Below are 14,957 nucleotides of genomic sequence, written 5' to 3'. Positions count from 1 at the left end.
CTTTCAACATGGACGTTAACCAATTCGACCTGCTCGCCCGCCAGCCCTCGGCCGCCCTGATCGAGCGCGAGCGCTTCTGGGGCCTGCCCAAGCGCGGGCTGGCGTTCTTGCTGGCCAACGCCATGTTCTGGCAACCGCTGTGGGCGCAGGCCGAGGGCATCGTCGTCGCCACCCCCAACACGACCCTGGGCCAGGCCGGCAACGGTGTGCCGATCGTCAACATCGCCGCGCCCAACGCCAGCGGCCTGTCGCATAACCAATACCAGCAGTACAACGTCGGCAGTCAGGGGGTGATCCTCAACAACGCCAGCGGCCGTACCCAGAGCACCCAACTGGGCGGCATCATCGTCGGCAACCCCAACTTCAAGGGGCAGGCCGCCAGCACCATCCTCAACGAAGTGACCGGTGCCAACGCCAGCCAGCTCAATGGCTACACCGAAGTCGCCGGTCAGGCGGCGCGCGTCATCGTCGCCAACCCTTACGGCGTCACCTGCAACGGCTGCGGCTTCATCAACACCCCGCGCGTGACCCTGACCACCGGCAAGCCGGTGCTGAGCAACGGCGCGCTGGACCACTTCAACGTGCAGAACGGCAGCGTCACGGTCGAAGGCGCCGGGCTCAACGCCGACAACGTCGATCAGTTCGAGATCATCACCCGCAGCGCCAAAATCAACGCCGAGCTGCACGCCAAGAGCCTCACCCTCGTCACCGGGCGCAACGACGTCAACGCGCAGACCCTCAACCCCACCGCGCTGGCCGACGACGGCAGCGACGCGCCACAACTGGCCATCGACAGTTCAGCGCTGGGCGGCATGTACGCCGGTGCGATCAAACTGGTGGGCACCGAGAAGGGCGTGGGCGTGCGTCTGGCCGGCAATCTGGCGGCCAGCGCCGAGGACATTCAGATCGACGCCAGCGGCCACCTGAGCATGGCCCAGGCCTCGGCCAATGGCGCCGTCAAGGTGCAAGCGGCAAGCCTGGAGGCCCAGGGGGCGATCTATGGGCAGAGCGTCGAGGTGCAAACGGCCGGCGCGCTGGCGGTGCAGCAGAACGTGGCGGCGCGCGATCGCATCAGCCTCAGCAGTGGCGGGCAGCTGACTAACAACGCTATCGTCGAAGCCGGTGTCAATGCCGACAACAGCCGCAATACCAACGGCGATGTGGTGCTCAGGGCGCAGAATCTGCGCAACGCCGGGAGTGTGGTGGCCAGTCGGGACCTGACTGCGACGGTCACCCAGGCGCTGGACAACAGCGGCCACCAGCTGAACGCCGGGCGCACGCTGAACGCAAGCGCTGGTGCTGCCTTGAATAACCAGAACGGCACGTTGAGCGGCAACGCCCTGCAACTGGACGCTGGCGACCTCAATAACGCCAACGGCGTGATTGCGAGCCAGGCCGACCTCAACGCCACCGTCGCCGCGCTGAACAACCAGCAAGGCCGAGTCACCGCCCAGGGCAACCTGACGCTCAAAGCCAGCGACCTCGATAACCGCACTGGCGGCCTGGTAGGCGCGACAAAAGCGCTGAGCCTGGCTATCACTAACGGCATCGATAACCGCGCCGGGGAAATCTCCAGCCAGGCGGGCGGGACAGTCAAAGCCAGCCAATTGACCAACAGCGATGCCGGCAAGCTGCTTTCTGGCACCGTGCTGGCCCTCGACATCGCCCGTGTGATCAACCAGAACAACGGTTTGATCTACGCCGGCACCGCGTTGCGCCTAGACGGCGGGCAGCTGGACAACAGCCACGGCACACTGAGCGGACAGACCGATGTGGTCGTCCACCTGACCGGCGCGCTGGACAACGGCAACGGCCTGATCAGCAGCGAAGGCGCGCTGAACGCCGCTGCCAGTCACGTGAACAACGCCGCCGGCAAACTCTCCAGTGCCGGCGCACTCAGCGTCGCCAGCGATGGCGATGTGAACAACCAGCAAGGCTCGATCAGCACCGACAGCGGCCTGACCCTCAGCAGCGCCAGCCTCGACAACCGCAACAGCGGCATGATCTCCGGCAAGGGCGCGACCGCCGTCACCACCGGGGCCTTCGATAACAGCCACAGCGGCAAGCTGACCAGCAGCGATCGCCTCGACCTCACTGCCGGCCAGGTCACCAATCAGGATCAAGGCCGCATCGCCGCCGCCAAGGCACTCCAGGCCAGCGTGACCGGCCTCGATCAGCGCGGCGGTCAACTGTTCAGCAATACCCGCCTGACGCTCGACCTCAACCATGGCCAGCTCGACAACCAGAACGGCCTGATCAACGCGCCTGGCGCCTTGCTGCTCAACAACCTGGCAGCGGTCAACAACCAGAACGGCGAAATCTCCAGTGCGTCGGCGTTCCAGTTCAATGCCGACAGCCTGGATAACAGCGCTGGCAAGCTGCTGAGCAATCAAGCGCTCGTGGTGCGAGTCGCCCGGGCACTCAGCAACGTCAAAGGGGTGATCTCGGCGGCGGTGCTGGATGCCAAGGCCGCCAGCCTGGACAACACCGAGGGTGAACTCAGCAGCCGCAGCGACCTTGACCTGGATGTCGCCGGCACCCTGATCAACCGCACTGCCACCCTGATCGCCGACGGCGACCTGCGCCTCCAGGCCGCCCGCGTCGACAACAGCAACGGCCAGATCGCCAGCCAAAAAAGTCTGTCTGCAACCATCGGCGCGCTACAGCAGCCCGGTGGTCAGCTGATCGCCTTGACCACCCTGAGCCTCACCGGTACGAGCCTCGACAACACCCAGGCCGGCCTGATCGGCGCCCACGGCGCGATGGTGCTCAACGTCGCCAGCATCGACAACCGCGGCGGCGAGATCTCCAGCCAGGGCGACATCAGCCTGACCGGCGAACAGCTCGACAACAGCGATGCCGGCCGCATCATCGCCCAGCAAGGCCTGGCGCTGGCTATCGACCAAACCCTTAACCGCAATGCCGGGGTGTTGTCCGGCAGCACCGGCCTGACAGTGACGGGTACCCGCCTGGACAACAGCGGCGCCAGCTTGCTGAGCCAACACGGCATTGATGTGCGCCTCGACGGCGATCTGCTCAACACGCTTGGCCTGATCAGCAGTGAAGGCACGCTGCAGGTGCGCGCCGGCACGCTGGCCAACAATGGCGGCAGCCTGTCCAGCGCGGACGCATTGACCGTCGACAGCACCGGCGCGATCACCAACCAAGGCGGCCGGCTGGTGACCGATGCCACGCTGGTGCTCAGCAGCACGCGCTTGGACAACACGCAAAAAGGCCTGGTGAGCGCTAAAGGTGCGGTGTCGATCGACACCGGTGATTTTGACAACAGCCATGACGGCCGGGTGAGCAGTGCCGATGGCCTGCAACTGCACGCAGCGCAGTTGACCAACCGCGATGGCGGTAGCATTGGTGCCGACAAATCGCTGCGCGCTGACGTCATCGGCCTTGATCAACAAGGCGGCGAACTGTTCAGCAATGCCGACCTGACCCTCGACCTCAACCACGGCCAACTCGACAACCGCAGCGGCCTGATCAACGCCACCGGCGCGTTACTGCTGAACAACCTCGCCGACGTCAACAACCAGAACGGCGAGATCTCCAGCGGCCAGGCCTATACCTTCAGCGCCGACAGCCTCGACAACGGCAACGGCAAACTGCTCAGCAACCAGGCGCTGACGGTGCGCGTGGCGCACGCGCTGGCCAACGTCAGAGGCATGATCGCCGCCGCCAGTGTCGATGCCGCTGCTGGCAGCCTCGACAACAGCGCCGGTACCCTTACCAGCCGCAGCGACCTGACCCTCAACGTCACCGGCCTGCTCGGCAACCAGAGCGACGGCCTGATCAACGCCGCCCAAGCGCTCACCGTCAAAGCCACGGGCATCGACAACGCCGGTGGCTCCTTGCTCGGCGCCACCGCATTGAACCTCGACTTCAACGGCGCCGATCTCGATAACCGCAACGGCCTCATCACCACCCGCAGCCCGCTGACCCTCAGCCACCTGCGCGACCTGAAAAATGCTAATGGCGAAATCTCCAGCAGCCAAAGCTTCAGCCTCAGCGGCCGTACCCTGGATAACAGCAGCGGCAAGTTGATCAGCAATCAGGTGCTGACCGTGAGTGCCGATTCGGTGCTCAACGCGCTGGGCTTGATCTCCGGTTGGCAAGGGCTGAGCGTCAGTGGTGGCAGCCTCGACAACCGCAACAGCGGGACCCTGTCGAGCCGCAACGCCGAGGTAAATGTCAGCCTTGCCGGCGCGCTGCTCAACGGCAACTCGGGGGCGCTGGTCAGCCAGCAAGCAATGAGCGTCAGCGCGGCCAGCGTCGACAACCAAGGCGGGATTCTGTCCAGTGGAGCAGGGCAGACCTTGACCGTCAGCGGCCTGTTGAACAACGGCCAGAACGGCCTGATCGACAGTGGCGCGGGGTTGCTGATCAACGCCGGTAATGTGAGCAACGCCGCTGGCACGATCAACGCGCAACAGGACTTGAGCCTGGCCGCGACCGACTTCGACAACAGCGCAGGCAGCCTCGCCAGCAACGGCGGCGTGACCCTCGACTTGCTCGGCAAACTGATCAACACCAATGCCAAGCTCGCCAGCGCTGGCAACCTGTTGCTCAAGCGCGCTACCCAGGTCGATAACCAAGGCGGCGAACTGACCAGCCAACGGGCGATTACCCTGTTTACCGGCGGGCTGGACAACAGCAACCGCGGCACGCTGGCCGCCAACGACGCGTTGCTGATCACCGCCAGCGGCGCGCTGCAAAACGCCAATGACGGCCTGATCTACAGCAAGAATGCCAACCTCAAACTGCAAGCCGCCAGCCTGGCCAACGGCAAAGGCACACTGCAAAGCCAAGGCGCGCTGGACCTCACGGTTACCGGCGATATCGACAGCCTCAGCGGCAAGATTCTCGCGCAGGGCGGAGCGCTGAACGTCACCGCCACTAACGTCGACAACCGCGGCGGGGTGCTGGCCAGCCTGCAGCAAGCTTTTACGGCGCGCATTACCGGCGTGCTGAAAAACGGTTATGACCTTGATCACAAGGGCGGCATCACTCAGGCGCAGAGCCTGGATATTCGGGCGCTGGCGGGTTTCAACAATTACGGCGGGCGGGTGTCGGCGCAATCCGGTGATGCGCTGATCAATACCGGTGATTTTGATAACCGTAATGGCGGGTTGTATGCCAAGCAGCGGGTCAGCGTTACCGGCAACAACTTTGATAACAGCGGCGACAATGACGGGCAGATTGGCGGGCAGCAGATTGATTTGAGTTTGAGCGGGGCGCTGAACAATCGGCTGGGGGTAATTGAAAGTGACAGTACGCTGAGCATTGTTGCGGCGAGCATTGATAATCAGACTGGCAAGCTGCGAGCGTTGGGCGCCAGCGGTACCACGCTGTTGAATGTCAGCGGCCTGCTGAACAACAGCAACGGCACCCTGGAGACGGCCAACAGCAACCTGGCGCTCAACGTCGGCGCTCTGCAAAACGTCGGCGGTTCCATCCTGCACAGCGGCACCGGCACCTTTGGCCTGGGCCTCAATCTGTTGCAGAACGCGGGCGGCAACCTGGTCAGCAACGGCAGCCTGAGCATCAGCGGCGACAGCTGGACCAACACCAGCGTGCTGCAAGTCGGCGACCTCAACCTCAACATAGGCACCTTCAACCAGTCTGCCACCGGCCAACTGTTGACCAACCGCACCTTTGTCGGCCGCGGCGGCAACTGGAACAACGACGGCCTGATCGCCAGCAATGGCAGCGCCGATCTGCAAATCGCGGGTACGTACAGCGGCGCGGGGAGCCTGACCAGCGTCGGCGACCTGACGTTCGTAGCCAATCAGGCCGACCTCAACGCCGCTACCTCGCGACTGAGTGGCGGCGGTAAAGGTGTGTTCTCGGTAGCCGGGACCCTGCGCAATCTCGGGCGCATCACCGCCGGAGGTGATTTGACCGCCAGCGCCGGTGCCATCAATAACTACGGGACTCTGGGCGGCGGCCAGAACGTCAGCCTGAGCACGCCCACATTGCTCAACGAGGGCGGGTTGATCTTCGCGGGTGGCGACCTGGCGTTGCACGCCAATGCACTCACCAACCACGCGGCCAATGTGTACGGCTTGGGTAATGTGAGCATTGGTGGGTACAACGGCGTGACGCGCTCGGCGAGTGTGTTGAATATCTCGGGTGGGATGGAGAGTGCCGGGGCGTTCGGGATTGATGCGGATGCGTTTGAGAACAGGACTGAGGGTGGGACTGGAACGGGCGAGCGGACGCTGACGTCGGGGAGCATGGCGGTCAGGTGCAATGACTGCAAAGGCGACTATTACGACTTCACCATCATTGCTCGTGAAATATTCGAAGGGGCCGATGCTGATATCAGCGCCGCCTCCACACTGTCGGTTGGTAAGGACTTCTCGTTTCACGGCGGTACTTTCCTTAATAGCAAGAGCACCATCGCGGCCAGCGGCAATATTACTATCGAGGCTGATAATCTGCAGAACGTCGGTTCGGTTGGCGGCAGCATCGAGCGTACCCGTACCTATGCCACGGGTAATATCACGGATGGTACCGCCAACCGCCTCATGGCAAATGTGGTGATGCCTTATAACCAGCGCGACAATCCTGATTTCCCGCTGGTGCCTTACATCGACGATACAGGAGCAATACGCACCGCGATTGCAAAGTCCGCGACCTATCGTGAGGGCGGGCGAGACGGCAATACGTATAAACGCGTCCAGTTGACCGACTCGGTTACTGGGAAAGTAGTCAAGTCCGCCTTCAATGGTGAAGTCTATGGTATTGCTGAGTCCGGACTCAGCTATGGCTTCGAGACCGCGACTCTGTCCCAATACGACCCCAATAACCTGCTCGCGCTCCCTACTCTCATTACCCAATACACCTTGGTCAGCGACGTAGAAGTCGCCAAAGACAGCACCGGTGCCGCCAGCACCGGCACCGTGCGTAACGCCGTCATCCAGGCCGGCGGCAAGGTGGCAATCACCGCCAGCCAGAACCTCACCAACAGCGTGATCCACGAGGATTACGGTTACAGCGCAGGCACCAATCAAGTCCAGAACACCCAAGCCGCCGCTGGCGCGCGGGTGGTCATCAGGGTCAACGCACAGCTGCCCCCCGACCTGGCACAACAACAGATCGACCCCACCGCGTTGCCCGGCTTCAGCCTGCCCACCGGCCAGAACGGCCTGTTCCGCCTCAGCGGCCAGACCAGCGCCCAGCCAGGCGCGGCGGCAAACGACTGGTCCATAGGCGGGGCAAGCATCACCACCGCGCAACGTGATCAAGCCATCCCGGGCCTGCAGTCCCGCGACATTCGCATCAGCGCTACCGATGACACCGTCGTGGGCGGCTATCAACTTGCGGCTGTCGACCGTGAGGGCTCCGCCGTCGCGGGCAGCGCTACCCACATCCAAACGGCCTCAAGTTCGTCGCAGAACATCGCGCGCGTCCAAGGCTTGCCCAGCTCCGCCGCCAAACCAAGCACCGGCAAATACCTGATCGAAACCAACCCGGCGCTCACCGACCTCAAGCAATTCATGAGCTCGGACTACCTGCTCGCGGCCCTCGGCTACGATCCCGACACCAGCGCCAAACGCCTGGGCGACGGCCTCTACGAGCAACGCCTGATCCAACAAGCCGTCACCGCCCGCACTGGCCAAGCCTTTATCGACGGCCAGACCTCCAACGAGGCGATGTACCAATACCTGATGAACAACGCCGTCGCCGAAAAGGACGCCCTCAACCTGTCCATCGGCGTCGGCCTCAGCAGCGCCCAAGTCGCGTCCCTGACCCACGACATCGTCTGGCTCGAAGAGCACGAAGTGAACGGCGAAAAGGTCCTGGTGCCCGTGGTCTATCTGGCCCAGGCCGACGGCCGCCTCGGGCCGACCGGCGCACTCATCGCCGGTAGCGACGTCAGCCTCACCGCCGGCCAGAACCTCGATAACGCCGGCACCCTGAAAGCCACCGGCAACCTCAGCGCCACCGCTGGCCAGGACCTGGTCAACAGCGGCCTGATCGACGCTGGCGACCGGCTGGATGCCCTGGCGATCAACAACGTCACCAACAAGGCCGGCGGCATCATTGCTGGGCGCGACGTGGCGGTCACCGCCGTCACCGGTGATGTGGTCAACGAACGGACCGTGGTCGCGCTGGACAGCACCGCCCGCGGCCAACTGCACAAGGACTATGCCGACAGCGCCTCGCGTATCGAGGCGGCCAATGATCTGAGCATTTCCGCTGGGCGAGACATCAACAACGTCGGCAGCGCCCTGCAAAGCGGCCGTGATCTGACCCTGACCGCCGGGCGCGATGTGAATATCGCGGCGACGCAGGTCACCAACAGCCAGGTGTTGAACAGCAAGCACACCAGCAGTGATATCACGCAGCTCGGCTCGACCGTAGACGCGGGCCGCGATGTGGCTGTGCAGGGCGGCCGGGATATAAATGTGATCGCCAGTCAGGTGGCCGCGAAGGGTGATGTGGCCATGACGGCCACCGAGAACTTAACGGTGAGTTCGGCGGCGGATGAGGAGCATGCGTACAGCAAATCGAAAAAGGTAACTAGTCAGCGCGATCAAGTGACTCAAGTATCAAGCGATATCAGCGCTGGAGGCGATGTTGTCCTGAGTGCAGGTACCGACCTGGGCATCGTTGCCAGCCACGTCACTGCGGCCAAAGCGGTCGATATCGACGCCGGCCAGGACGTGACCATCGCGTCGGCCATGGACGAGAAGTCTTCGTTCTACTTCAAGAAGAAAAAAGGGTCGTTTGGCCGCAGCAGCAGCCAGCAAAAGGAAAGCTACGACAGTACCAATGTCGCCTCGGTCATCACCGCGGGCAGCGATCTGACCATCAACACATCGAGTACCGCTGATGGCGGCGTCAGCCTCGATGGCGGCCGTGACGTCAGCGTCATCGGCAGCCAGCTCAAGGCCGGTCACGATGTGATGGTCGGTGGCACCGGTGACGTGGCGATTCTGTCCGGTACTGAAGAGCATGGCTCGTACAACAAGAAGACCAAATCGGGCTTCCTGGGCCTCTCGAAGAGTGGCAAGAGCCAGCTGAAAACCACGGCTTCGCAAGTGGCCAGTGATGTGGACGGCGGCAACGACGTGGTCGTGGTTGCCGGCAACGATGTGCGCGTGCGCGCCAGTAATGTCACCGCTGCCAATGATGCCGAGCTGCACGCCGGTCTGATCAACAGCAGCGGTGATATCAACTTGGTGGCCGCCAGCGATACGGCCTATAGCAAGAGTGAGCAGTACAGTACACGCACCGGCATCATGGGTACAAAGGGGGGTATCAGCTTCAGCGCTGCTCAGAAGGCCGGCGCTTTGGCCCAGAGCACAACCAATGTAGGAAGCCAGGTCAGCGCCGAGCAGGATGCGACCCTCAACGCCGCTCGGGACATCAACATCGTCGGTAGCGGCGTCAGCGCCGGGCGCAACATCACCTTGGGCGCGGGGCAGGACGTCAATGTCATCGCGGGTATCTCGACGGCGCAGAGCGACACCTGGGAGAAGACCAAGTCCGTCGGCGTCAAGGTCAGTGCGGACCGCAACGGCTTCACCGCCTTCGCTGGCCAGCAAGCCATAAAGGAAACTGCGAACGGTGCCCAACAAACCGCAGCCGCCAGCCAACTAAGTGCCGGTCAGGACCTGAGCGTGAGCGCCGGCCGCGACATCCTGCAGCAGGGCTCCGATGCCTACGCCGGGAATGACATTGCTTACCAGGCTGGTCGCAACATCGTCATCGATGCCGCCAGCGAACACAGCGAGCAAACCGCCAGTAAAAGCGTCAGTACCAACGGCATCTCCGGCACCATCAACCACAACCTGGGCAACACTCGCGATGCGTTGAGCGGCGCGGGCAAAGGTGAAGACGGTGTCAGCAAAGCGTCGAGCACGCTTAAGGCAGTGGACGCCATATCGCAGTTCCTCAACGGCCCGACCATGGACGGCCATATTGGCAACACCAGCCAGAGCCAGACCGTCACCCAGACCGTCGACAGCCAACGCGGCTCGATCGTGCAGGCGGGCAATGATGTGTCGATGGTCGCTGGCAATGACGTGACCGTGCGCGGCAGTGGTCTCAACGCCGGTCGTGATATCAGCATCGGTGGCCGCGACGTGACCATTGATGTCGCCAAAGGTGCGCAAGGGACCGACAGCGAAGAGACCCAGAGCAAAGGCGGTGTCATCGGTGGCACCACTGGCGGCTTCAAGATCGGGGTGGGCGGTAGTACCGGCATCGCTACCGGCAACTCTAGCCAAGGTACTTCGACGCCGAGCGCCCTGAACGCCGTCCGCGACATCAACCTGGTTGCCAGCAACGACCTGAGTTTGATCGGCGCCCAGGTGCAAGCACAGCGTGACATCAACCTCAACGCGGGCAACGACCTGACCATCAAGGCTGCGCAGAACGATTCCAGCAGCCAGGATGCCCGCCACAACGGCGGCGGCAGCGCCGGTATCGCCGTCGGCCAGCAAGGCATCGGCGTTTACGCCAGTGTCGATATCGGCCGCGGCAACCTCGACCGTGAAGGCGCGCAACAGCAGGAAGCCCACCTCAATGCTGGCGACCAGCTGAACTTCACCAGCGGCCGCGACACCACCATCAGCGGTGCGACCCTGCGTGGCGATAGCGTCAACGGGGACGTGGGCCGCAACCTGACCGTCAGTTCGGCGCCGAACACCGGCAAGGTGAGCGGCAAGGAGTTCGACGTGAGTGCCACCGTCGTGGTGGGACTGGGAGGTGGCAGTGCCAGTGGCTCTGTGGGCTATGGCCAAACAACGGGCTCGACCAAATGGGTCGAGCAGCAGACGTCCATAACCGCTGCCAATGATGTGAACATCCGTACCCAGGATCACACCCAGATCGATGGAGCATTGATCGCATCGGATGCCGGGAAGCTGTTGCTCGATACCGGCACCCTGGGCTTCAGCGATATCGCGGGCAAGGATACCGAGCACGCCTATTACCTGAATGTTGGCGGGAGCTATGCCACTGGTGGCGCGAGCGCCCAGCAGGACAGCAGTCAGGTCGGCAAGGGTAAAACCGGCGAAGCCGGCTGGAGTGCCTCGGGTTACAAGTACGACAAGGATCGCCAGCAGATCGTCCGCGCGACGGTAGGTGCGGGGAATGTTGTGGTGCGTGGGGATGAGCAGACTGGGGCGGATTCTACGGCTGGGCTGAATCGGGATGTCAGTAAGGCGTATGAGATTACCAAGGATGAAGAACACCGGACTGATTTATATGTGACGAAGTCTTCAGTTGATGCGGTGATGGATGTGCCGGGGACTTTGAAGCGGTGGGAAGATGATGCCAGGAATTATGGTTCGGCGCAGATCAATGAGCTTCTTGGTAATCTGAATCGACTGCGTGCGCCGCTGGTGACGATAGATGATGTTCCTCAGCAAGCAAAAGCAGCTCTAGGAAATGAAAAGGCACTGGCGCTGACAAAAAAATTACTGGAAAACGGTTTGTCCAGTTCTGTCCTAGGCACGTGGCGCCCAGAGGTTTACTCATCGCTGGACGCGGTCTTCACAAGCTTTGGCAAGCTGCAGCAATGTGCTGGAAAGTGCCCAGAAGCCGTGGATTCACTGCCAGGAACATCAACATCCACCACAGTTTTGGATAAAAACGGGAATCCGTCGATTCAACTGGATAGCACCTACATCCATAACAACCTTTATCAAGATGCACTGATAAATGTTGCCAAATTCAGTGTCATGGTGCCAAAAGAGCAAATTGCAGCTGGGATGTTGGCGGTCCAAGTCGCCCTGGGACCGGTAACAGCCGCTGCTGGATATCTGGGTTCCGTCGTATTCGAACATACGCTAGGCCCAACCGCCGAGCGGTTGGTGGAGAATGGAGCGACGAAGATTGTAAACGTGCTGACGGATCAGGACGTTGAGCTGGTAGTCGAGAATAACGAAGAGGGGAAACAGGAATACGCCAAGTCAGGCAACGATGGTATGAATGGCTCGGCGGAAGTGATCGGCGCAAAATTTTTGATATCAGGCGCCATTGCTGCGGTCGCTGGTATGGCCGCAGCAGGGATTGGTGCGCTTTGGGCGAAGAGCGGAGCGGGGAAAACCGTGACGATTTCGCCCGAGATGAAGGCAGACCCTTATCATCCGGGTTGGAAGGAGTATAATGGCTCCGACCGTGGGGTAGGGGCGGATGTCGTTGGTCCAAAAGGAGTGTCAGGTTCGACTCTGACAAGAGACGAATTGATCTCGGGCTTGCCTGTAGGCACTAAGATCACACCAGAAAATGTGGTTGATATCCGTAGATTGCCAGACGGCCGAACCGTCTGGCTGGAAAATGGTACTGATGCCGCCGGGTTGCAACACATCTACAAGCGACACGAAGTCGACTTTATCAATAAAGGGATCTCCCGTGATGACATTCCAAATGTTGTGATGAATGCTCTTGAGCGTGGAGAAGTTGTCGGGACCAATGGTTCGGCTAACGTTTATCGCATCACGTACAATGGTGTTGAACAAAATATTGCTGTTGGGGTTGGCTCAAACGGCTTCGTGGTCCGAGCTAATCCGGTCAGCTCCTGGAAGCCATTGCCATGATCAAGTTAAGACTAACAAGTGAGTATTTGGCTGGACCGATATTCTGCCCAGATCCGGATAGAATGGGGCACATTGATATTGAAGATCTGCCGATTTCTCAAGAGTTGAGGGCCAAAATCAGTAAGTGGGACGGTGAGTATCAGGCGACGTTCAACAGTGACTACCCGCCAGATTCTGGTTTTACTACACCTGAGGCAGAGCTTCGGCACAAAGCCGAGGGGATGCAACTGGCCAAATCGATACAACAAGAACTAGAGAGTGATTATACGGTGGAGTATTGCCCATAGCCGATAATTAGTCGGTGCAAAAGGTGGAGCTGCTAGCTCCGGCGCTGAAAATGCGGCCTTGTATCCAAAGCTGAAGGATCAACTGATACAAGAAAACCTGAGCAATATTGCGGCTCAGGACTCAAGATTAGCTGCAGCTGTGAACGGCAGTGGAACGAAAAATCCGAACTTCTCTATAGGTCAAGGTACATCTTCCGAAGCTAATCAGTTGGGTAAAACCTGGGTTGGAGATGGTGCGACAAAAACAAGTGATGGGCTTGGTTTGATTAGCGCGGACGGCACTCGTGTATATAGGCCGCCAACACCCAAAGATTCATCTTTTGCAACGACAGGCGTGCAGGCCAATTTTGAAACGTACAGCATCAACCCGGTAACAGGTCAGCGCGTAAAAGTAAGTAACGGCCATCTAAATGTGGCTGACTAGGAGGAATGATGTGTGCTGTTATAAAAAGTATTTCTAATGATTTTTTTGATGTCGAGACCTACGTTCCTGAGAAAGTAGACAACTTTTCTTTAAGTCTTCGTATTCGAATTGGGCTTGATAGTACGCAAGGGGCAGATGATTTTGAGCTTTTCATCTGCACTCCAAAGTGGTTAGAAGAGACAATGTGGGAGCCTCGTTGGGGGAGAGGTCTATTAATTGTTCGAGAATATGATTTTTCGACTATTAATGGATTGATTCATGAGTATGTGAGTCGCTGCGAGGGGGATAGCTGGGAAACTATCGTGATAAAGCTGGGAAAGATATTTGCCTGGGAGTTTGATGATTACCAATCCTAATCAATAAGATTGTTTATCTAACACCGGCCATGTGCCGGTGTTGCTTTATCTGTAGAAGTCTCGACTTGATCTGACACCCTGACCTTGCGCCGGTTTTTTTGCACCCTATTTGCACCCTAATTGCACTCTTTTCCCGGATCACACCCAGCTCGATGGAGCATTGATCGCATCGGATGCCGGGAAGCTGTTGCTCGATACCGGCACCCTGGGCTTCAGCGATATCGCGGGCAAGGATACCGAGCACGCCTATTACCTGAATGTTGGCGGGAGCTATGCCACTGGTGGCGCGAGCGCCCAGCAGGACAGCAGTCAGGTCGGCAAGGGTAAAACCGGCGAAGCCGGCTGGAGTGCCTCGGGTTACAAGTACGACAAGGATCGCCAGCAGATCGTCCGCGCGACGGTAGGTGCGGGGAATGTTGTGGTGCGTGGGGATGAGCAGACTGGGGCGGATTCTACGGCTGGGCTGAATCGGGATGTCAGTAAGGCGTATGAGATTACCAAGGATGAAGAACACCGGACTGATTTATATGTGACGAAGTCTTCAGTTGATGCGGTGATGGATGTGCCGGGGACTTTGAAGCGGTGGGAAGATGATGCCAGGAATTATGGTTCGGCGCAGATCAATGAGCTTCTTGGTAATCTGAATCGACTGCGTGCGCCGCTGGTGACGATAGATGATGTTCCTCAGCAAGCAAAAGCAGCTCTAGGAAATGAAAAGGCACTGGCGCTGACAAAAAAATTACTGGAAAACGGTTTGTCCAGTTCTGTCCTAGGCACGTGGCGCCCAGAGGTTTACTCATCGCTGGACGCGGTCTTCACAAGCTTTGGCAAGCTGCAGCAATGTGCTGGAAAGTGCCCAGAAGCCGTGGATTCACTGCCAGGAACATCAACATCCACCACAGTTTTGGATAAAAACGGGAATCCGTCGATTCAACTGGATAGCACCTACATACATAACAATCTTTATCAAGATGCACTGATAAATGTTGCCAAATTCAGTGTCATGGTGCCAAAAGAGCAAATTGCAGCTGGGATGTTGGCGGTCCAAGTCGCCCTGGGACCGGTAACAGCCGCTGCTGGATATCTGGGTTCCGTCGTATTCGAACATACGCTAGGCCCAACCGCCGAGCGGTTGGTGGAGAATGGAGCGACGAAGATTGTAAACGTGCTGACGGATCAGGACGTTGAGCTGGTAGTCGAGAATAACGAAGAGGGGAAACAGGAATACGCCAAGTCAGGCAACGATGGTATGAATGGCTCGGCGGAAGTGATCGGCGCAAAATTTTTGATATCAGGCGCCATTGCTGCGGTCGCTGGTATGGCC

General features: G+C 59.9%; 4 protein-coding genes and 1 pseudogene. All 5 read left to right on the top strand.

The genetic code is table 11. The features are described 5' to 3' along the window. Nucleotides 1–8 precede the first annotated feature (8 nt). Entirely contained in the window at nt 9–12,566 is a 12,558-nt protein-coding gene (locus tag LIX93_RS13050; protein ID WP_226504475.1) for a hemagglutinin repeat-containing protein, read from the top strand. Beyond that, on the top strand, nt 12,563–12,853 hold the full coding sequence (locus LIX93_RS13045) for a hypothetical protein (RefSeq protein WP_226504474.1): 291 nt from the start codon (nt 12,563–12,565) through the stop codon (nt 12,851–12,853). Before LIX93_RS13050 ends, LIX93_RS13045 begins: the two co-directional genes overlap by 4 nt. 58 nt (nt 12,854–12,911) lie before the next feature. Then, on the top strand, nt 12,912–13,277 hold the full coding sequence (locus LIX93_RS13040; RefSeq protein WP_226504473.1) for a hypothetical protein: 366 nt from the start codon (nt 12,912–12,914) through the stop codon (nt 13,275–13,277). 8 nt (nt 13,278–13,285) lie between these two features. After that, nucleotides 13,286–13,633: an immunity 8 family protein gene (locus LIX93_RS13035; protein WP_226504472.1), complete on the top strand. Its 348-nt coding sequence runs from the start codon at nt 13,286–13,288 to the stop codon at nt 13,631–13,633. Between the two features lie 160 nt (nt 13,634–13,793). Beyond that, nucleotides 13,794–14,957, top strand: a pseudogene (locus tag LIX93_RS13030) (adhesin); the annotation flags it as partial.

This window comes from Pseudomonas sp. MWU16-30317, assembly GCF_020515695.1.
Taxonomy (GTDB): Bacteria; Pseudomonadota; Gammaproteobacteria; order Pseudomonadales; family Pseudomonadaceae; genus Aquipseudomonas.
The sequence above is the reverse complement of the archived record's forward strand: the minus strand, read 5'-3'. Positions and strand labels throughout refer to the sequence as shown.

Excerpts from the sequence above, each read along its gene's own strand:
- LIX93_RS13050 (WP_226504475.1), top strand. The coding sequence starts at position 9 with ATGGACGTTAACCAATTCGACCTGCTCGCCCGCCAGCCCTCGGCCGCC.
- LIX93_RS13045 (WP_226504474.1), top strand. The coding sequence starts at position 12,563 with ATGATCAAGTTAAGACTAACAAGTGAGTATTTGGCTGGACCGATATTC.
- LIX93_RS13035 (WP_226504472.1), top strand. The coding sequence starts at position 13,286 with ATGTGTGCTGTTATAAAAAGTATTTCTAATGATTTTTTTGATGTCGAG.